General features: G+C 67.6%; 15 protein-coding genes. 8 read left to right on the forward strand and 7 right to left on the reverse strand.

Annotated features, from left to right (window positions below; translation table 11 throughout):
- Window positions 1–194 precede the first annotated feature (194 nt).
- The 3 genes from lon (at window position 195) to Strain318_RS13325 (ending at window position 5,573) form a co-directional block, all read left to right on the forward strand.
- Window positions 195–2,735 (forward strand): endopeptidase La, encoded by a 2,541-nt coding sequence (lon, locus tag Strain318_RS13315; RefSeq protein ID WP_367886187.1) that lies wholly within the window; start codon window positions 195–197, stop codon window positions 2,733–2,735.
- Between the two features lie 503 nt (window positions 2,736–3,238).
- Window positions 3,239–4,387, forward strand: coding sequence for an NHL repeat-containing protein (locus tag Strain318_RS13320; RefSeq protein WP_367886188.1), 1,149 nt, complete (start codon window positions 3,239–3,241; stop codon window positions 4,385–4,387).
- Between the two features lie 25 nt (window positions 4,388–4,412).
- Entirely contained in the window at window positions 4,413–5,573 is a 1,161-nt protein-coding gene (locus tag Strain318_RS13325; RefSeq protein ID WP_437436301.1) for an IS30 family transposase, read from the forward strand.
- A 995-nt stretch (window positions 5,574–6,568) separates the two neighbouring features.
- Here Strain318_RS13325 and Strain318_RS13330 read toward each other — a convergent pair.
- The gene (locus tag Strain318_RS13330) at window positions 6,569–7,498 is read right to left on the reverse strand and encodes a leishmanolysin-related zinc metalloendopeptidase (RefSeq protein ID WP_367886189.1); all 930 of its coding nucleotides are present in this window, start codon (window positions 7,496–7,498) and stop codon (window positions 6,569–6,571) included.
- A gap of 53 nt (window positions 7,499–7,551) precedes the next feature.
- Window positions 7,552–9,576 (reverse strand): transglycosylase domain-containing protein, encoded by a 2,025-nt coding sequence (locus Strain318_RS13335; RefSeq protein WP_367886190.1) that lies wholly within the window; start codon window positions 9,574–9,576, stop codon window positions 7,552–7,554.
- Window positions 9,577–9,700: 124 nt separating this feature from the next.
- Here Strain318_RS13335 and Strain318_RS13340 point away from each other — a divergent pair, with 124 nt between their 5' ends.
- Window positions 9,701–11,560 (forward strand): NAD+ synthase, encoded by a 1,860-nt coding sequence (locus Strain318_RS13340; RefSeq protein ID WP_367886191.1) that lies wholly within the window; start codon window positions 9,701–9,703, stop codon window positions 11,558–11,560.
- A gap of 90 nt (window positions 11,561–11,650) precedes the next feature.
- Window positions 11,651–12,493, forward strand: coding sequence for a methylated-DNA--[protein]-cysteine S-methyltransferase (locus tag Strain318_RS13345; protein ID WP_367886192.1), 843 nt, complete (start codon window positions 11,651–11,653; stop codon window positions 12,491–12,493).
- Between the two features lie 97 nt (window positions 12,494–12,590).
- Here Strain318_RS13345 and Strain318_RS13350 read toward each other — a convergent pair whose 3' ends face one another.
- The 3 genes from Strain318_RS13350 to Strain318_RS13360 form a co-directional block, all read right to left on the reverse strand.
- Window positions 12,591–12,995 (reverse strand): HNH endonuclease, encoded by a 405-nt coding sequence (locus Strain318_RS13350; protein ID WP_367886193.1) that lies wholly within the window; start codon window positions 12,993–12,995, stop codon window positions 12,591–12,593.
- Between the two features lie 284 nt (window positions 12,996–13,279).
- A complete protein-coding gene (locus Strain318_RS13355) occupies window positions 13,280–14,146 on the reverse strand; it encodes a hypothetical protein (protein WP_367886194.1) in 867 nt (288 codons plus the stop codon).
- Between the two features lie 47 nt (window positions 14,147–14,193).
- Window positions 14,194–14,874, reverse strand: a complete 681-nt coding sequence (locus Strain318_RS13360) for a hypothetical protein (RefSeq protein ID WP_367886195.1) — start codon at window positions 14,872–14,874, stop codon at window positions 14,194–14,196.
- A 131-nt stretch (window positions 14,875–15,005) separates the two neighbouring features.
- Here Strain318_RS13360 and Strain318_RS13365 point away from each other — a divergent pair, with 131 nt between their 5' ends.
- The gene (locus tag Strain318_RS13365; protein WP_367886196.1) at window positions 15,006–17,114 is read left to right on the forward strand and encodes an alpha-ketoacid dehydrogenase subunit alpha/beta; all 2,109 of its coding nucleotides are present in this window, start codon (window positions 15,006–15,008) and stop codon (window positions 17,112–17,114) included.
- A 189-nt stretch (window positions 17,115–17,303) separates the two neighbouring features.
- Window positions 17,304–19,328 carry a TonB-dependent receptor plug domain-containing protein gene (locus tag Strain318_RS13370; protein ID WP_367886197.1) on the forward strand — a complete coding sequence of 675 codons (2,025 nt, stop codon included), beginning with the start codon at window positions 17,304–17,306 and terminating at the stop codon, window positions 19,326–19,328.
- 37 nt (window positions 19,329–19,365) lie between these two features.
- Here the strand turns inward: Strain318_RS13370 and Strain318_RS13375 are convergent, their stop codons facing one another.
- Entirely contained in the window at window positions 19,366–19,719 is a 354-nt protein-coding gene (locus Strain318_RS13375; RefSeq protein WP_367887962.1) for a hypothetical protein, read from the reverse strand.
- 84 nt (window positions 19,720–19,803) lie between these two features.
- Between Strain318_RS13375 and Strain318_RS13380 the strand changes: the two genes are divergently transcribed.
- A complete protein-coding gene (locus tag Strain318_RS13380) occupies window positions 19,804–20,634 on the forward strand; it encodes a zinc metalloprotease HtpX (RefSeq protein ID WP_367886199.1) in 831 nt (276 codons plus the stop codon).
- 49 nt (window positions 20,635–20,683) lie between these two features.
- On the opposite strand, the gene Strain318_RS13385 is transcribed toward Strain318_RS13380, so the two are convergent.
- The gene (locus Strain318_RS13385; RefSeq protein WP_367886200.1) at window positions 20,684–20,962 is read right to left on the reverse strand and encodes a hypothetical protein; all 279 of its coding nucleotides are present in this window, start codon (window positions 20,960–20,962) and stop codon (window positions 20,684–20,686) included.
- Between the last annotated feature and the right edge of the window lie 32 nt (window positions 20,963–20,994).

Raw genomic sequence — 20,994 nt, forward strand, 5'->3', positions numbered from 1 at the left:
CAAAGATACGACCTGAACGGGTCCGATACCACACCTCGGGCCCTGCGGGATGCCGTGGCAGTCCCTACGTCAGGACGGCGCATCAAAGTTGCAATCCCCGCCAAAAGGTCGTAAGTCAGGGCGGAACGCTTGTTGCGTCAGGGGGATATTCCAATGCACACACCCATCTTCATCATCCCCCAGGATTCGTCGAGATGAGCACCCGCCAGACCCTTCCCGTCCTGCCGTTGCGTGGGACGGTCATTTTCCCGGGGCTGACCGCCCCGATCGCGGCGGGCCGTCCCGGCACACTCCGCGCCATCGAGAGCGCCCTCAAGGGCGATCGCCTCGTCTTCGCCGTCGCGCAGAAGGACAACACCGAGGAGCCCTCGGCCGACATCCTCTACTCGATGGGCGTCATCGCCCGCATCGGCCAGGTGCAGCGCGGCTTGGGCGGCGTGCAGCTGCTGCTGCACGGCGAACAGCGCGCCACCTCCCTGCAGTACACGATGACCGAAGGCTTCCTCTCCGCCGTCGTCACGAACACCGAGGAGATGGCGCCGCTGGATGAGAAGGACGCCGCGTTCGAAGCGCTGCACAAGGAGATCCGCGAGCGCGCCGCCGAGCTCGGTGAGCGCCGCGGCCTGCCCGAGGAAGTCGTGCATCAGGTGCTCGACTCCGTCACCGAGCCCGGCAAGTTCGCCGACCTCGTCGCCGGCTACATCGAACTCTCCGTCGCCGAGAAGCAGGGCCTGCTCGAGACCCTCTCGGTGGAAGACCGCCTGCGCAAGGTGCTCGTGATGGTCCAGCGCCAGATCTCGCTGCTCGAGGCGCAGGAGGAGATCAAGTCGCAGGTCCAGGAAGAGCTCGGCGAGCGCCAGCGCGAGATGTTCCTGCGCGAGCAGATGAAGGCCATCCAGAAGGAACTCGGCGACGACGACCAGTCCAAGGAGATCGAGGAGCTCCGTGAGAAGCTCAACAAGCTCGAGCTCCCGAAGGACGCCCGCACCGAGGTCGAGCGCGAGCTGGGACGCCTCGAGCGCTCCGGCCGCGAGTCGATGGAAGCGCAGGTCATCCGGACCTACCTCGAGTGGATCGCCGAGTTGCCGTGGAATACGCGCTCCGACGACCAGCTCGACCTGACCCACGCGCACACCGTGCTCGAGGAAGACCACTACGGCCTCAAGGACGTGAAGGATCGCGTCCTCGAGTTCCTCGCCGTGCGCCAGCTCCGCGCGCAGCAGCTCGCCGAGGAGATGGATCGCACCGGCGAGTTCCCGGCGGCCAAGCTCAAGACGACCGCCGACGAGGCCCCGAGCGCGTCCATTCCGAAGAAGACCAATCACGAGGAGAAGGACCGCCAGATCACGGACAAGCGCGAGGCCAAGGCCCGCGCGATGGCCAAGGGCCCGATCCTCCTGTTCTCGGGTCCGCCGGGCGTCGGCAAGACGAGCATCGCGAAGTCGATCGCCCGGTCGCTGGGGCGCGAGTACGTGCGCGTCGCCCTCGGCGGCGCGCGCGACGAGGCCGACATCCGCGGCCATCGCCGCACCTACGTGGGCGCGATGCCGGGGCGCATCATCCAGGGCATGAAGCAGGCGGGCACCAAGAACCCGGTGTTCCTGCTCGACGAAGTCGACAAGCTCGGCCAGAGCTTCCAGGGCGATCCGTCCGCGGCGCTGCTGGAAGTGCTCGACCCGGCCCAGAACGATTCGTTCACCGACCACTACCTCGGCATCCCCTTCGATCTCTCCGAGGTGTTGTTCATCGCGACGGCCAACTTCATCCAGAACATCCCCGGTCCGCTGCTGGACCGCATGGAAGTCGTGGACTTCGCCGGCTACACCGAGCGCGAGAAGCAGGAGATCGCCAAGAAGTACCTGATCCCGCGCCAGCTGGAGGAGAACGGCCTCGCCGACAAGAAGCTGAGCTTCGACGATGACGCCATCGCGTCGCTGGTGAGCAAGTACACGCGCGAGAGCGGCGTGCGCCAGCTCGAGCGCGAGATCGGCAAGGTGGCGCGCAAGGTGGCGCGCCGCATCGCGACCAAGGAAGGCGAGGACCCGACCAAGGACGGCATCATCAGCGCCGAGGAAGTGCGCGAGCTGCTCGGCCGCCCGAAGGTGCATCCGGAGAAGGCCAACGTCGCGCACGAGGTCGGCATCGCCACCGGCATGTACTACACGCCGATGGGCGGCGACATCATGTTCGTCGAGGCTTCCGTGCGGCCGCTCGCCGCGCCGACGGCCGAAGGCGGCGCACCCGTGTCGCTCATCCTCACCGGCCAGCTCGGCGACGTGATGAAGGAATCCGCGCGCGCGGCGTTCACCTACGTCACGAAGAACGCCGAGGCGCTGGGCATCCCGAAGAGCAAGCTCGGCACCGTCGAGACGCACATCCACGTCCCGGCGGGCGCCATCCCCAAGGATGGTCCGTCAGCGGGCGTGGCGATCTCCACCGCGCTGGCCAGCGAGCTCAGCGGACGCCCGGTGCGCAAGGACATCGCGATGACGGGCGAAGTGACATTGCGCGGTCGCGTGCTGCCGATCGGCGGCGTGAAGGAGAAGGTGCTCGGCGCGCTGCGCGCCGGCATCACCGACGTCATCCTGCCGAAGGACAACGAAGCGGACGTGGAGGACGTGCCGGACGAAGCGCGCGGCCAGCTGCGCTTCCACTTCGTCGGCACGCTCGAGGAAGTGCTGGCGCTGGCGCTGCTGCCGGAGCCGACCAAGGAACCACTGGTCGCGGTGGCGTAAACGACGAACGGCCGCCCGAGGGCGGCCGTTCGGATCCACCAGGGATCAGCGACGGGGTCGGTACGGCGTGAGCCGGCCGGCCCCGTCGAACTTGTGCAACGCCGCTCTCGAAACGTGTATCGATTAGTCAGTCAAACGGCTCGCCGGAAGTCCGATACCGTCCAAGCCTCGCACAGCGCCAACAAACTGGACGCCCATCAGGTCTCCCTCGAACGATTGCCCTACATCTATCCTATTGCCCCCCCCCCCCGCCACCACGCACATCGTGTCCTCACTTCTTCTAACCGAGGATTAGTCATGCGATGGAGACGCGTAGCGATTTCGACCGCCGCAGTGCTTGGAGGCCTTCTGCTCGGTGCTGCCGCAGCCCCGAAACAGGTGAAGAGATTCTGCGAACGCGATCTGTGCCTCAACCCGAACGTGTGCGTGCATACCCAGATCATCCGCACGGGTTGCGACATGCAGGGCGTGTTTTGCGCGACTTACCAGTGTGACGAGGAGTGATGCCTGCTTCGTTCCTGATCTCGGTCCGCTTCCGCGTCGCGCTGGTTGCAGCCGTCCTAGCTGCGCTGGCGCCCGCATCGCACGCTCAAGCGACCGTTCAGCATCCTACCGCGCCAAACCTCCGCGCGCGCGAGACGGATGTAAGCGTCTCCCTTCGCGACACTGTTGCACGAGACCCGCGACTTCGCCTTTGGCGCGATGCGCTGGTCGGCGCTCGGCGCGCCGATTCGGTGGGTTCGCTGGACGGGGAAGTTCAAGAGGCGTTCGGTACAATCGTAGACCTTGCCGTTAGCGGCTCCATCGTGGCCGTTCTCGACCAGAGTCAAATGCGTGTGGTGTTGCTCAACCGGGATCTTGGTGTGCTGGGTGACGTCGGGCGCCAAGGGAGCGGCCCGTCTGAGTTCCGAGCTCCGATCAACGTGACAATCGTCGCAGATACTCTCCGGGTTTACGACGCCGCACTTGGGCTCAAGACTTTCGTGCTCTCGGTGTCGCCAAGGTTCGGGGCACGAATGATCTCAGCCGTGCAGCCCGTTGTGGCTGTGCAAACGCTTTGCTTCCGCAACGGCGGCATGTACGCAATCGCGCCGTCGTCGCTCCAACCAGGTCGTGAGACTGCTCGGGACATCGAGCCTCTGGTGTCGATTCTTCGGCCGGATGGGAGCGTAGGCGGTACGTTCGGCGAGTCATACGCTTCACCCAGCCCTCTTGTGCGCAGAATGATGTCAGAAGGAGTCATTGGGTGTGACGCGAGAGGGCGCGCGCTCATCGGACTGGTAAAACTCCCGTTCGTGACTGCCTACTCAGAGGATGGACGCTCGATGCGTCGATTGCGTGTTCGAGATTTCGAGCTTTCGCGGTCACTGGAACGTCCCAATGCACGGGGGCAGATGTCGATCGGCCTTGATCCCGAGACGCGAAGTATCAGCACGCTCTCTCGCATCGTTCACCTTGAAGGAGATGTTTTTGCGGTCCAGGTCTCTCGATTCGAGCTTTCACCGAACCGCAGATCATTTCCGGAAGTCGAAGTGCAAACCTATTTGCTCAGTTTGTCCTCCTTCGAGGCGGTGAGCGTCGGCAACCATTTGCCGCGCATCGGACACGTCGACTCCACTGGATTCAGAGGGTCGATGCAACACCTTCCATAGTTCCTTCTATATGGAGGTTGTCGCGATGTTCATCCCCAGCCCGCACGGCTACACGTGGCAGCAGCGCGCTGAACTCTGGGCGCGCTATCGCGCCGGTGACTCGGTCCGCGAGATCGCCCGCGACCTCGCCAAGGATCCCGGCGCACTTCACGGCGTGATTCGCAAGCAAGGGGGCATCTCGCCGCGCCTGCGTGCACGATCGGCGTTGGCGCTGTCGCTCGACGAACGGGAGCGCATCTCGCGCGGGCTCGCCGCCGGCGAATCCTACCGAGCGATCGGCCGCGCCCTGGGCCGTGCCGCATCGACCATCAGTCGTGAGGTCGCACGTCATGGGGGCCCGACGAAGTATCGGGCCGTCCGCGCCGACGCGGTCGCGTGGAAGTCCGCGCGTCGGCCGAAGGCCTGCCGCCTCGCGTCCCGGCCGCGCCTGCGCTATCTCATTGCAGCGAAGCTGAAGCTGCGCTGGTCACCGGAGCAGATCAGCGCGTGGCTCCGCCGCACCTACCCGCACGAGCCGGAGTTGCACGTGTCGCACGAGACGATCTACCGCTCGCTGTACGTCCAGGCGCGCGGCGTGCTCAAGAAGGAACTGCTGAGGCACCTGCGCACGGGACGCGTGGTGCGGCGCGCCCGCGCCTCGACGCGCAAGGGCCAGGGGCGCGGGCAGATCGTCGATGCCATTCCCATCAGCGCGCGCCCGGCCGAGGTCGAGGACCGCGCCGTGCCCGGCCACTGGGAGGGCGACCTCCTCGCCGGCGGCGGCAACACGCACATCGCCACGCTCGTGGAGCGCACGTCGCGCTTCACGATCCTCGTGAAGGTCGAGAGCAAGGAGCCGGGCCGCGTCGTGCCCGCGCTCATCCGCCAGATCCGGCGGCTGCCGGCGCACGTCGCGCGCTCGCTCACCTGGGACCGCGGCAAGGAACTCGCGCACCACCAGCGCTTCACCGTCGCCACCGGCGTGCAGGTCTACTTCTGCGATCCGTACAGTCCGTGGCAGCGCGGCACCAACGAGAACACGAACGGCCTCCTGCGGCAGTACTTCCCCACGGGCACGAGCCTCGCCAACGTTACGCAGCGGCAGCTCGATGCCGTCGCGGCTCAGCTCAATGGACGGCCCCGCAAGACGCTCGACTTCCGCACCCCGGCAGAAGTCTTCGACGAAGCTGTTGCATTGATTGCTTGAATTCATCCCACATATCTGTATACATTTGCCAACGAGCCGTTTCCGCGCTTAGTCAGGCTACGACTGGGCGGGGCAACGCGGGCGCCGCGAGGTGAGCTTTGATACATGCGCGATCGCTTGTGGTCCTCGGCGCGCTAGTGGCAGCTGGTGGAATCGTAGGATATCATCTCCCGCGTGACCCTCTGGCTCAGGCGTCAAGCGCAGGGGTCGCTGCCTCGGCGGTAACCGCGCGCCGGGAACTCGTCATGGTTTACATCGGCGCTTCGACATGTGGACCGTCCAACGACGCCCGCCTTCCCGGTTGGCTCCGAGAGGCAGAGGATACACTGCAATTGCGTGCGCGTCGCGGGGACGCCAGCGTGGTTGTGGTAGGCGTTGCGCGCGAACTCGATGTCGCGACAGGCATGGCGCACCTCGCACGAATGGCAGCCTTTGACGAGGTGTCAGCTGGACTTCGCGAGAAGAATCATCTCAGCCAAAAGTACATTTCTCGCGACTTTTCTGGAGCGGCGGCCACGCCCCAAATACTGATTTTGCTTCGCGAATACGACGAGCTACCACTCGGAGGGCTCGATGCAGGCTCAGTGCGTGAGACGCTGCTCTTGAGGCGTGTTGGGCTCCTAGAAATCGAACACTGGCTGCACCTTGGGACTCCGATTCCTTCGATCACGTCCAACTCTGCTCCAACTGTCGCTTCTGTGGCGCCGTTCTGAGCGACGATACCGAGGTCCACCCTAGGAGGAAATCAGATGAGACTTTCTCGCCCGTGGTCATTGGTGGCCGTTCTGTTTGGTCTTGCGGCTGGCGCGATGTTCGCGTCGAGCAACGCAGAGGCCCGCGCGGTGAGTTACTGCGAGAGCGACGAGTGTGTCAACTGGTACACATGTATCGACGTTGGAGTCCTCCCGATCGGCTGCGACAAGGTATACGGATCTCCGTTCTGCCAAACCTACTATTGTCATTGAGCTTCGCACGGAAGGCGTCGGACAGGCGCGTCAGCGACGGGGTCGGTACGGCGTGAGCCGGCCGGCCCCGTCGAGCTTGAAGCGCGGCAGCATCGGCTCGCCGAGCTCGAGCTGCGGCGCCGCGGCGTCGGCCCGCAGCGCGGCGGTACCCGGCAGCGTGAACGGATGCGCCGTTTCGTAGCTGACTTCGTAGCCGATGTCCTCGAGCGCACCGATCGTCGTGGCCGAGAACGGGGTCGCGCCGCTGCCGAGGAACGGCGTCATGAGTTCGTTCGCGAACACGTTCTCGCGCCAGTGCGAGTAGCGCGAGCCGACGCCGTCGGTGCTGTGCACCGGGACGGTGTTCGCGCAGACGGTCGCGCCGCCGTTGAAGTCGCGGCAGGCCTGGCGTGCGAACAGGCCCGTGTAGCGCGCGTCGGCGCCGTTGGTCGCCGTGTCGATCACGCCCTTGTCGGTCCACACCGTGCCGAAGCCGACGACGTGCAGCATCTCGTGCAGCACCACGCTCGGCAGGCGACCGGCGCTGAGCAGGTTCTGCACGTCGGCATCGTCGAAGCGCATCACGCCCAGCGCCGGCGTGTCGTCATTGCGGATCAGGCAGGGACCGGCCGAGCCGAGCGTCCCGCCGGGACCATCGATGGATTCCACGATGGCGTAGATGCGCAATCCGCGGATGGGCTCGCGCCCGATGTCCGGATGCCCCGGCAAGCCACACTGGCTCAGGTTCGTGAACGACGCCGGCAGCGCCACGCTCGACAGCGGCCCGACGATGGTCGCGCGAATCGTGTTGCCGGCGACATCGAAGGAATTGCGGACCTGGGCGCTCGGCTCCGTGCCAAGCCAGATCAGCTCGAGCTCGTACGCGGTCGACTGCTCAGGGCGCGTCGAGGTACCGCAGGCCGTGATGATCGCCGCGAGGACCGCGAGTGCGAGGCGACGGGAAATCGAAGGGAAGGTCACGCGGGAAATCTGGCGAGGAGGAGGATGGCAGGCGAAGGACCTGTATCACAGGCTCACATGCCGGGTAACGGCCCGTAGGTCAGGAAGAATCGCCGGGCATCGACGCGGAGGGCACCTGGTTCAGTACCCGCCACGAAGGTCTCGGTGTAACGACGCTCGGCCGGTGTGGTCGGCTCCGCGAGGTCACCCGTGTCGCGGTCCATCTCGGCCCGCACGATGTTCGACGGCTCGGGCCACGCGAGTGGCGACGCCGCGCCCCAGCGCGCAAGCATCGTCCCGAAGATCGGCGCGGCGAGTCCGCCGCCCGCCGCGCCCGGCGTGATCGTGCGCGGGCGGTCGAAGCCCAGCCACACGCCGGCCACGAGGTTCGGCGTCATGCCGACAAACCAGACGTCGGTGTTGTCGTCAGTCGTCCCGGTCTTCCCCGCCACCTGGACCTCGGGCGGCAGGAAGCGCCGCACGGCGTTGCCCGTTCCGCGGTCCACCGCATCGCGCATCATCTGCACGGCCACGAACGCCACGGCGGAGTCCATGGCCGGCGCGCGCAGCTGCGTGCCCTGCCCCCACAGCGTACGGCCCACGGGATCCTGCACGCGCAGCACCACGCGCGGCTCCACCGCGCGACCGTAGTTGGCGAAGGCGGTGAACGCCGCGACCAGTTCGACCGGGCGCACCACCGAGGCACCGATGGCGCTCGCCGGGAACGGCGCGATCGGCGACGCGATGCCCATGCGCTGTGCCAGCGCGATCACGGAGTCCGCGCCTTCCCGCTGCCAGAGCGTGACCGCCACCGGGTTCCGCGAGCGCGTCAACGCCGTGCGCAACGTGATCGGTCCGAGGAACTCCCCGTCCGCGTTCTTGGGCTGGTAGACCTGCGCGTCGTACGCGATGGTGATGGCCGTATCGGGCACGATGGCGGTCGGCGGCATCGAGTCCATCAGCGCCCGCGCATAGACGATCGGCTTGAACGTCGAGCCTGGCTGCCGCTGGCCGTTCGTCGCGCGGTTGAACGGCGCGGTCGCGTAGTCGCGGCCACCGATGAGCGCGCGCACGTCGCCCGTGGCCGGATCCATCGCCACCACCGCGCCTTGCAGCCAGTTGCTTGCGTCGCGCGGCGCCGTCCGCGGCGTGGAGTGGCGATAGCCGCGCTGCGCCTCGATGCCCCGGATGCCTTCGGTCAGCGCCGACTCCGCGGCGCGCTGCAGCACTGGGTCGATTGTCGTCGTGATGCGCAGCCCGCCGGCGTCCACCGGCAGTCCGGCGCGCTCGAGCGTTTGCCGCACGGCATCGACGAAGTACGGTGCCGCCACGCTCATGCCCGCGTTCGGTGCCACGCGCACCGGCTCGCGGCGTGCCGCCTGCGCCTGCTCACGGGTGATGTAGCCCTGTTCGGCCATCAGGCCGAGGATTGCGTCACGCCGGTTCTTGTTGCGGTCGGGATAGCGGATCGGATCGTAGATCGCCGGACCCTTCGGCAACGCGGCCAGCGATGCCGCCTCGGCGATGCTTAGGTCCGCCGCAGCCTTGCCGAAATAGTGCCGCGCCGCACTCTCGATGCCGTACCAGTTGCGCCCGAAGTGGATCTGGTTGAGGTAGGCCTCGAGGATCTGCTGCTTGGTGTAGCGCTTCTCCATCTCGCGGGCCGCCAGTTGCTCGCGCACCTTGCGGGAAATCGAGCGGTCCGACCGGTCGATGATCGTCGGATGCATGTTGCCGACGAGCTGCTGCGTGATCGTACTGGCCCCGCGCGACGCCCCCAGCAGGTTGTCGCGGATTGCGGACGCGATGCCCACGACGTCCACGCCGTCATGCTGGTAGAAGCGCCTGTCCTCGACAGCCACGAAGGCCCCGTGCACATAGCGCGGCAGCGACGCGAGGGAAATTGAGGTACGCCACTCGCGCCCGATCTCTCCGATCAGCGACCCATCCCGCGCCAGCACCAGCGACGATTGCGGCGGCGGGATGATCTGCCACGGCTGCACCGCCGCGGAATCCTGCGCCCGCGCGACACCCGCCCCCGCGAGGAGCAGCAGCGAACCCGTGCAGAAGAATCGGCGCACCGAAAGCATGGCCTGCATTGTACCCCAAAGGACGCCCAGAGGCCCCCACCTGCCACCTCTCCCCCCCACCTCCCCCATTCCCTTCTCCCCGCCTCCGCCCCTACCCCCGTCTCCCCTCTCCCACCGAACGTAGATTTCCAGCGTGTCCACGCTCACCATCGCTCTCCCCCAGTTCCGCCCCGCGAAGGCGAACCTCCCCGCCAACCTCGACCGCATCGCGGGCCTGATCGCCCAGTCCGTCACGCTCGAGCCGCGGCCGCAGCTGGTGGTCTTCGCCGAGACAGTGACGACCGGCTATTTCGTCGAGGGCGGCGTCCGCGAGCTGGCGCTCCCTTCCGAACGGCTGATGGCAGAACTCGCGTCGCGCCTGGCGAGCCTCGCGCCGAAGCTCCCGGCGATGGACGTGGTGCTCGGCTTCTACGAAGTCGCCCCCGACGGGACGCTGCACAACAGCGCCGCCTGCGTGTCCTTCGGTGGGGGTGAACCGGCGCGCCTGCTGCACCTGCACCGGAAGAACTTCCTGCCCACGTACGGGCTCTTCGACGAAGAGCGTTTCGTCGAACGCGGCTACGGCGTCGAGGCCTTCGACACGCGCTGGGGACGCGCGGCAATCCTCATCTGCGAAGATGCCTGGCATTCGTTGACCGGGACCATTGCGGCGCTCGATGGCGCGCAGGTCGTGTGTGTGGTGGCTGCCGCGCCCGCGCGCGGCATCGCGCCGCGCGACGAGGGTTCACAGCCGGGCAGCGTCGGGCGCTGGGAGCGCCTGATCCGCGACATCGCCGACGAGCACGGGGTGTATGCCGTGCTCGCCAACCTCGTCGGCAGCGAGGGGGGCCGCATGTTCCAGGGCGGTTCCATGGTGGTCGGCCCGCGCGGCGATGTGCGCGTGCGCGGACCCGTCTTCGAGGAAGCCCTGGTCACGGCGACCGTCGAGCTCGCCGACCTGGCGCGCGTGCGCGCCGAACTGCCGCTGTTGAGCGACCTCAAGTCGCAGCTGCCGTACCTGCGCACGGAGCTCGATCGCGTGCTCGGACTCGGCGAGCGTCGCGGTGGCGAGGAGCGCAAGGCGCCGCGTGGCGAATCGCTCGCATCGCCGAAGGCCGCGGCCGCTGCCACGGCGCCGCGGGACGTCCCGCTCGCCGCCGTCAACCATCTGCCGCTGGTGACCGGCTCCTCGCACGCAGCGCCGCCGTCGCTGGATATCGACGCGCGCCTAGTCGAGCAGTGGCTGGTCGCCTTCCTGCGCGACGAGTTCCAGCGGCGCGGATTCTCCAAGGCCGTCGTGGGCGTTTCGGGCGGCGTCGACTCGGCCGTGGTCGCTGCGCTCGCGGCGCGCGCCCTCGGCAAGGAGAACGTGATCGGCGTGCGGCTGCCGTATCGCAGCTCGAGCGCAGACTCGTTGGCCCATGCCCAGCTCCTGATGGACCAGCTCGGCATCGAGCAGCGCACGCTCGATATCACGGGCGCGGTGGACGGCTATCTCGCCCAGGAGCCCGACGCCGATGCGGCGCGCCGCGGCAACGTGATGGCCCGCGTCCGCATGATCTCGCTCTTCGACCTGAGCGCCAAGCACCGCGCGCTGCCGCTCGGCACGGGCAACAAGAGCGAGCGCCTGCTCGGCTACTTCACGTGGCACGCCGACGATTCGCCGCCGGTGAATCCGATCGGCGACCTGTTCAAGACGCAGGTCTGGCAACTGGCCGCCTACCTCGGCGTACCCAGCGAGATCGTGCAGAAGCCGGCGAGCGCGGATCTCATCGCCGGCCAGACGGACGAGGCGGATTTCGGGGTGAGCTACGCCGTCGCGGACGAGATCCTCAACTGGCTGCTGCACGGCTGGACGCGTGAGGAGTTGTTGGCGAAGGGCATCGACGGCGAGGCATTGCGGTTGGTGACCAAGCGGCTCGATTCCACGCATTGGAAGCGCAAGCTGCCGACGGTCGCGATGCTCAGTGCGGCGGCGATCGGCGAGAGCTACCTGCGGCCCGTCGATTACTGAACACGCCTGCGGCGCCCCGCAGCGCAAGAATCGGGTCGCCCGTCCGCGTCGCGTCGCGCATCGTTCCATCAGACCTGACCGGAGAGCTGGATGGACGCCACGACTGACTACGCGCGGATCGAGCGAGCGATCCGCTACCTCGACCGCGAGCGCGCCGCGGCACCGTCCCTGGCGGACGTCGCTGCGCACGTGGGCCTCAGTGAATCGCACTTCCAGCGCATGTTCACGCGCTGGGCAGGCATCAGCCCGAAACGCTTCGTGCAGTACCGCACGGCGGAGATGGTGAAGCGCCTGCTGCGCGAGCGGCGTCCGGTGCTCGAGACCACGTACGAGGCGGGACTGTCGGGCCCAGGGCGCCTGCATGACTTGGTCGTGAACGCCGAGGCCGTCACGCCGGGCGAGCTGCAGCGCGGCGGCTTGGGCGTGACGGTCCGGTACGGATTCCATCCCACGCCGTTCGGCGACTGCCTGATCGCCGTGACGCCGCGCGGGGTCTGCCATCTCGCGTTCGTCGAGCCGCTCTCGCGCACGGAAGCGCTCGCGCGCCTCGAGCATGACTGGCCCTTGGCGCAGCTCACGCCGGACCAAGCCGCCACGCGCGCAGCGGCGGCGAAGGCCTTCCCGCCGCCCGGCAGCAGCGCGGTGCCGTCGCTCGCGCTGCACGTGAAGGGGACGAACTTCCAGCTCAAGGTGTGGAAGGCGCTGCTGGAGATCCCCGTCGGCGACGTCACCACGTACGGGGCGATCGCCACGAAGCTGGGCGACCCCAAGGCCTCACGCGCCGTCGGCGCGGCGGTGGGCGCGAACCCCGTGAGCTACCTGATTCCCTGCCACCGCGTGATTCGCGCCAGTGGGGAGCTGGGAGGGTACGCGTGGGGGGTCGAGCGGAAGAAGGTGATGCTGCGGCGGGAAGCCATGCTCACCGAGCGATGAACTACAACCGCAGATCTGAGATGTAAGATGTGAGATGTAAGTGGGAACTGCCGTTGCCCCAGTCTTACATCTCACATCTCATGTCTTACATCTGCAGTTAGGCCGCTTGAGCAAAATGTAGACTCACCGCCCTTCGTGCCCCTCTCTTGAGCTGCCGGTGCACCGCTCGTGCATACCGCATGAAGTTCTGCCCGGCCACCGGATACCGGGCGAAGAATTCTGTCGGTAGCAACGAGCCTTTGCGTTGGTTGCAGGCCTGGCAGGCCGAGACGAGGTTGCCGGGGTGATGCGATCCGCCGCGCGAGAGCGGGATTACATGATCCAGCGTGGCGTTTTCCAGTCCCAAGCCGGTTCCGCAGTACACACAGCGACGTCCACAATCCCGGAAGGTCGCACGCTTGACCTGGCGCTTGTGCTGCTGGTGCAGCACGCGGCGAGCGTTGCGGGAAAGCCCGCGCGGGGCGCGGGCGAGAGCGATGTGGTGGACGCCCCGATGTGACATCGAACCTCACCTGAAATGACGACACCCCGCGGCAGGCCATTGGGCCCGGGCGGGGTGTCGTCGGAGAAGTAGGGGAGGCTCCAGCTCACGATCGCACTGAGCGATCGTGGCCACTGCGGCTGGAATGGCTGTCCGAACGTTTCGGTCACAGGCCTCCCGTCGCGGAACGTGCTGGCTCGTGAGTCCAAGCCACGTCCCTTGTGTGGGTAAGACGCGCCTATGATTGCGAGGTCACGTGATTCCGCGCAAGGGATATCCGTGAAGTCGCATATTTGTGATGCGACTTACTGCCGCCCGCCGCTCCAGATCGCCAGGATGCCGCACCACCCGTTGCCGGCGGCGCGCTGCAACTCGATCGGGGCCGACGCCGCCGTCGGGTACAGCTCCATGCCGGCCACCGACTGGGCAGAGAGCAGGTCGTCCACGGTAGTGCGCGACGAGAGGAAGCGCTGCGTACCCTGCTGCCCGCCGCCCAAGCGACGGACTTCGTCCTGGCCTTCGCGCGTATACAGCTCCTCGACCATGCCCGTCATGCGCATGCCGTCGACGATGACTGCGAGCGCACAGCCCGGTGTCCGGCCCGTCAGGATCGGCCGGGTGCCGAAGCGCTCGATCTTCACGTAGCTCTCGCCCGCGAGAATGGCGGACACGATGTTGACCTGGCGCGAGTCGAGTTCCTCGGGGGTGATGAACCGCGCCACGGTGGCGCCGCGACGGACACGCTCCATGCGGTCGTAGAACCCGCGCCGCGCGAGCGGCGTGTCGCGGCGCTCGGTAATCGTGCGGGGGTTCAGCGCGCGCGGCAGCGGATCCATCTCGACGATGAAGCGCCCGTCCTCCACGACCCGCACCCAGTCGCCGAACGGGCGATACCCGATGCGACGGACCACGAGCTCCACGGAGTCCGCGTCCACCGGCGCCGGGAGCTCGACGATGCCGTCCTCGTTGGCCACGCGGTTCACGCCGCTCTTCACCGTCAGCACGGCGTAGGGAATGCCCTGCCCGCCGCGGTCGCGCACGGCGACTTCGCGCACGACGCTGGACGACGCGCTCGCCGCCGGGTCCTGCGCGGCGGCGGTATTCGGAGTCATGGCGCCGGCCACGCAGAGGGAGGCCAGCAACGACAGGCGGAAGGCGGAGGACTGAGTCATGCGCGGGCGTGGAAGAGGTTCGCCCGAATACTACCCCACCACCGGCCTCAGGGTCGAGGTGCGGGGAACGGGGCGAGGCGTCGCGTGAGATCGAGGTTCGTGATGTGCAGGTTGGCGCCGCGTCCGATGCGGAAGCCGTACCCACCCTCGACGGCGAGCGCCGCGCGCGGCCACGCGCCGATGCGCGTCCCATTCACCAAGAACCGCACCGAGTCCGGCTCGGCGCGCACGCTCACGCGATGCCGCGCGAACCCCGTGGAATCGCGCCCGCTGACGCCCGGTACGCTCGTCCACTCGTACAGGGCCCGCGTCGACCCATGCTCGTGCCGCAGCACCGCTGCCTTGCCGTCGGGCCGCATCACGAAGGCCGTCCAGCTCGCGTGCAGACCATCGAGCCCCGCGCCCCCGACGAACACCCCGTACTCGGCCGCGTCGGCGCCGTCGTTGAAGTAGATCATCTCGCCCTCGAGCACGAAGCGACCCTCCGCGCGACCTGTCGTGGGGAACAGCACGCCGCCCGGGCCCATCGTGACATGCCAGCCGGGGGCCATGTGCGTGAACTCGAACTTCGCCGTGCCCACGTTGCCCGTGCCGCCGCGCTGGGGCTCGGCGGGAGCGTCGGTCTTCCAGGACCATCCCGGCGGCGTGACGGCTGTGGCCGTCGGAGCCATCTGCGCGGCGAGGCCGAACGCAGGGAGGAGGACCAGGACCGCGAGCAACGCGCGCATCGAAACGCTCCGAGACAGGGGATGGGAGGAGGAGTATACGGACAAAGTCCGCGGTCGGCATCCACCCCAAAGGTCCGCAGCGGTAGTAAATTGCGGAGTCCCAAAGGCTTCCCTCAAAACCCAGCCTCACCATGGCCACCTCCGCCAAGGCCCGTCGCGCCACGCACGGCCTCACGAAGGACCAACTGCTCGCTGCCTACCGCACGATGCTCCTGTCGCGTCGCCTCGACGACAAGGAGATCCAGCTCAAGCGGCAGAACAAGATCTTCTTCCAGATCTCCGGCGCCGGCCATGAGGCCGTGCTGACGGCTGCGGGCCTGGTCTTCAAGCCCGGCTACGACTGGTTCTACATGTATTACCGCGACCGTGCCCTCTGCCTGCAGCTGGGCATGACGGGCGCCGAGATGCTGTACTCGGCGGTCGGCGCAGCCATCGATCCCAACTCGGGCGGCCGTCAAATGCCGTCCCATTGGGGCCATAAGCGGCTCAACATCGTCTCCACCTCCTCGCCGACGGGGACACAGTTCCTGCAGGCCGTGGGCTCGGCCGAGGCGTCGGTGCGCGCCAAGGCGCTGGGCATCAGCGAAGGCTTCGAGAAGGACGAGGTCGTCTTCGTCTCCACGGGTGACGGCACCACGTCGCAGGGCGAGTTCTGGGAATCGCTGAACACGGCCTGCAACCTGAAGCTGCCCGTGGTCTACCTCGTCGAGGACAACGGCTACGCGATCTCCGTACCGGTCGAGGTCAACACGGCGGGCGGCTCGATCAGCAAGCTCGTCGCGAGCTTCCCGGACCTCTACATCCAGGAAGTGGACGGCTGCGACCTGCTCGCGTCGTACGAGGTGATGCAGAAGGCCGTCGACTACGCGCGTCAGCGGAAGGGCCCGGCCCTCGTGCACGCGAAGGTGATTCGTCCGTACTCGCACTCGCTGTCGGACGACGAGGTGATGTACCGCCCGGACGCCGAGCGCGAGGCCGATGCGGCGCGCGATCCGATCACGAACTATCCGAAGTGGCTGGTGGACGAAGGCTACTGCACGGACGCGGACATCAAGGCGATCCAGGAGTCCGTGGACGCCGAGGTGCTCGCCGCCACCGACGACGCGCTCGCGCAGCCGCAGCCGGATCCGAGCACCGTGCACTTCGCCGTGTTCTCGCCGGACGTGGACCCGACCAGCGAGCAGTTCGACACCGAGGACGACCCGCAGTTCTCCGGCGATCCCACGACGATGGTGGACCTGCTCAACGCCTGCATGAAGGACGAGATGCGGCGTGACCCGAAGATCCTGATGTTCGGCGAGGACGTGGCCGACGTCTCGCGCGAGGAGTACCTCGGCAAGGTCAAGGGCAAGGGCGGCGTCTTCAAGGTCACGTGGGGATTGCAGAAGGAGTTCGGCGGCACGCGCGTGTACAACTCGCCGCTGGCCGAAGCGAACATCGTCGGCCGCGCGATCGGCCTGGCGCTGCGCGGCTTCAAGCCGGTGATCGAGGTCCAGTTCTTCGATTACATCTGGACCGCCTACATGCAGCTGCGCGACGAGCTCGCGACCATGCGCTGGCGTTCAAACAACATGTTCGCGGCGCCGATGGTCGTGCGCACGACCTACGGCGGCTACATCCGCGGCGCGATTTACCACTCGCAGACGGGCGCCTCGCTGTTCACGCACTGCCCGGGCCTGCGTGTGGTCTGCCCGAGCAACGCGCTCGACGCCAACGGCCTGCTGCGCACGGCGATCCGTTCGGACGATCCGGTGATCTTCCTCGAGCACAAGCATCTCTACCGCCAGACGTACAACAAGGCCGCGTATCCCGGCCCGAACTTCATGATCCCCTTCGGCAAGGCGAAGATCGTGAAGGAAGGCTCGGATGTGACGGTGGTGACCTACGGCGCGACGGTGCAGCGCGCGCTGGTGGCGGCCAAGCAGATCGAAGAGGAGAAGGGCATCAGCGTCGAGGTGATCGACCTGCGCACGCTCTCGCCCTGGGACAAGGAAGCGGTGTACGCGTCGGTCAAGAAGACCTCGCGCGTGATCGTCGCCTACGAGGATTCCATCTCATGGGGCGTGGGTGCGGAGATCGCGGCGCGCATCGCGGATGATTGCTTCGCCTGGCTGGATGCGCCGGTGAAGCGCGTGGCGTCCACGGACACGTTTGTCGGCTACGCGCCGAGCCTCGAGGATGCGATCCTGCCGCAGATTGCGGACTTCACGCGGGCGTATGAGGAGATCGTGGGATTCTAGAAGGGCAGCTGTAAGCTCTAAGCTGCAAGCTGAAAGGGGCGCTCCGGAGGGTTCGGGGCGCCCCTTGTCTTCCCCCTGGTCGAAGGGGCTCCCCGACAGGCCGCCAACGGGCGCGGAAGCCGGCCCGTAATCTTCGCAGATTCAGCTTTCGCTCTTCTGCATTCGCTCTTCCCCTTCGATCTTCGCTCTTTGCCGCGCGCACTTCATCTCGCGACCGCGCTGACACTCGTTGCCGGCACATTGGGCGCACAAGTCGCGCCTGATTCCGCCGCGCGGCGCGACTCGATCGCGGCACTGCAAGCGCTACAGGTCCGCGCGGCCTACACGCCGCGGGTGGTGGGAAGCGCGGCATCGGCGACAATCATGCCCGACTCGCTGCCGCTGGCCGCGGCCGCGCCGTCGATGGGCGAGATGCTGCGTCGGCTGCCGTTCCTGTACGTGCGGCAGAACTCGCGCGGCGAGAATGAACTCTCGATCCGCGGCTCGGAGTCGCGCCAGGCGGCTGTCCTCTTCGAGGGCGTACCGCTCACGCTGACCTGGGATGCACGCGCCGACGTATCGGCGATTCCGTTGGCCGGCGTGCAGCAGCTGCACTATGTGCGCGGGTTGTCATCGCTGCTGTCGGGGCCCAATGCGATCGGCGGCGTGGTGTCGGCGACGCTCTGGACGGACCACGACGGCGAACGTGCGCCCGCGCGCCTCGCGCGGGCGGAGCTGCAGGCCGACCAGTTCGGCGGCACGCGCTCGACCGCGACGTTCGGTAGAGCGTTGCGACACTCTGCGACCAGTTCACTGCAGTACCGCTTTGGCGCCGGTCTGCGCGACCTGCCCGGCCTCGCGCGCCCGCACGGCGTCACGGAGCCCGGGCGTGATGAGCCGTTGCGTCTCAACACAGACACCCGCGCCATCGACGCCTTTGCGGGCCTGCGCTACGAGCACGAGCAGGGGCGCTATCTCTCCGGCTTTGCCACCATCACCGATGGCGAGCGCGGAGTGGCGCCCGAGCTGCACATCGACACGCCGCGGCTCTGGCGGAACCCCGACGTGCGCCGCGTGATCGGCGGCCTCTCGGCGGGCACCGGCGCCCTGCGCAATGGACTCGGCATCGGCGACGCCGAAGTCTCCCTGGGGCTCAACGACGGCCGCACGCTGATTCACAGCTACGCGGACCGCAGCTACGCATCCGTGACCGGCACCGAACTCGGCGAAGATCGCACGGCCACCCTGCGCGTCACCTTCGACCAGCAAGTCGGGCAACGGCTCGTGGTGCGCGGGGCGTTCACGGAGTCGTGGGTGCGCTATCTCGAGACCATCAACGCGGCACCTGCGCTCGAGTATCGCCAGCGCCTCTCGAGTGCCGCCACGGAGCTCGATTTCCGCCCGTCAGCAGCGCTGACGCTATCGGCAGGCGTCTCGCAAGATGCCGCGACGACGGACGAGGCCGGCGGACGCCCGCCGCTCGGCCGCAAAGATGGCGTGGGTTGGCGCGCCGGCGGTACCTGGGTGCTCGCCGAGCAGGGGCTGCGGGTGCATGCATCGGCGAGCCAACGCAAGCGATTCCCGGCCCTGCGCGAACTGTACTCGGGGGCCCTAGATCGATTCGAGCCGAATCCCGCGCTCCGTCCGGAGACGGCGCACAGCGCGGAGGTCGGCGCCGGCTTCATTCGCGCGCGCTTCGACGTGCAGACCGTGGTGTTCCGCCAACAGATTGACAACGCCGTCGTGCGCATCACGCTGCCGAGTGCACGCTTCCAGCGCGTCAACCGCGATCGCTTCACCAGCAGCGGCGTTGAGTTGACGGCCGGCACGATGCTCGGCCGTGCGGCACTGCGTGGCGATGTCACGCTGCAGCAGGCGCGCATCGCGGACGCGACGGTGTTCGATCCGGATCTGCGCCGCCCAGAGGATGTGCCGGAAGTGTTCGGTTCCCTGCAGGCCGTGATGCCCGTCGGCCGCGGCGTCGAAGCGCAGGCGCGCATGCGGGCACTCGGGGCGACGCGCTGCACCAACCCCGACTCGAACCGGCCCGAGCGGCAGGGCGGTGCGCGGGCGGTGGATCTCGGCATCGAACGGCGCTGGGGCAGTGCGGCGCGGATATTCGGGCGCATCACCGCGGCGCTGCAGCTCGAGAACGCCTTCGACGCGGCGATCTACGACAAGTGCGGCCTCCCGCAGGCCGGGCGCACGCTGCGCCTGAGTGTACGCCTCGGATGAGCGCGCGGGGTGGCCCGTCGCGCGTGGACGCGACGGTCTAGCGCCGCTCGACCGCGTCCCGGACGTCGAGCAGGATCTCGAAGTACAACTGCTCGCGGCGGTAGGCGAAGTCCAGCGACGCCATCTGCGCCTCGTCGCCCGTCTCCTTCGCGCGGCGGAAGGCCTCGGTGTACATCTCCTCGAGGTTGGCGAGGATGCGGTCGCGGGAGCGGGACATCGGGATCTCCTTCAGGGCGCTGAACGTGAGGCGAGGCGGCACGAAGGGGGCCGGTTCCGGCACCGCCTTCTTGGGCGTCTCGAGCAAGTACTTGGAGGCGGCGTCGAGGAACTTCCGCCGCGCGTCGGGGTTGTTGGCCATCGCGATGGAACCTAGCCGCGGGCGAACTGGCACGGCAGTTGCGTGATTAATCTACATGTGTCCCGGGAGTCCCTGCCGCCGTGGCAGGGTGCCTGTAACCCCTTGTAGGAGTATGAGATGAACAACGTGAAGGTCTTCGCATTGATGGCAGCCATGACCGCCCTTCTCGGTGCGGTGGGTGGAGTCGTCGGAGGCCAGAGCGGGTTGGTGATGGCGCTGCTGTTCGCCGGCGTCATGAACGTCTTCATGTACTGGAACAGCTCGAAGATGGTGCTCAAGATGTACCGGGCGCAGGTCGTGGACCGCGCCCAGGCGCCCGAGCTGTATGAGATGACGGATCGGCTGCGCCAGCGCGCTGGCCTGCCGATGCCGACGCTGGCGATTGCGCCGCACGACCAGCCCAACGCGTTCGCGACGGGTCGCAACGAGGAGAACGCCGTCGTCTGCGTCACGGAAGGGCTGCTCAAGCTCGTGAACCGCGACGAACTGGAGGGCGTGATCGCGCACGAGCTGGCGCACATCAAGAACCGCGACATGCTGCTGCAGACGATCACGGCCACCATGGCGGGCGCAATCTCCTCGCTGGGCCAGATGGCGCTGTGGTTCGGCGGCCGCGACGAGGAGGGCAACTCCAACATCGTCGGTGCGATGGTGATGTTCTTCGTGGCGCCGCTGGCGGCCGCGTTGATCCAGTCGGCGATCTCGCGTCAGCGTGAGTTCAAGGCCGATGCGGTCGGCGCCGAAATCAGCGGCAAGCCGCTGGCGCTCGCCAGTTCGCTGCAGAAGCTGGAGGCCTACGCGAAGCGGATCCCGATGGACGTCGCACCGGCCGCAGCGGCCTTGGCGATCTCCAATCCGCTCTCGGCGCTTGGCGGCGGCATGATGTCGCTGTTCTCGACGCATCCGGCCACGGAGCTGCGCGTCGCGAAACTGCAGGCGATGGCGTAAGCCGTGCGCTCGTCGATCTAGCGGTCCGTCGAGACGCCGAGCGCGGCAGTCAGCGGAGGCCGCGCGCCGCCAACAGGCGCGCGACCGCCGAGTCATCCTCCGCAAACGGCATCAGCGACGCCACGACGGCTTCCTCACTTTCTCCTTCGACCGCCATCAATGCCGGCGGGACGCCGCCCTCGGCTTCGCGCGGCGTCCCGGCGCGCCGGTCCACTTCGATCACGGCCGCCACGGCGCCCGGCGTGGCCGCGGGCACGCGCCGGATGCGCACGACGGGACCCTGCTGCATGCGACGTTCGAACAGGACGCTGGTGAGGTCTTGGGTCATCGTCCGATAATGTCGCGCCGGTCACGGCGTTC

The organism is Pseudogemmatithrix spongiicola (genome assembly GCF_030623445.1).
GTDB classification, from domain to species: Bacteria; Gemmatimonadota; Gemmatimonadetes; order Gemmatimonadales; family Gemmatimonadaceae; genus Pseudogemmatithrix; species Pseudogemmatithrix spongiicola.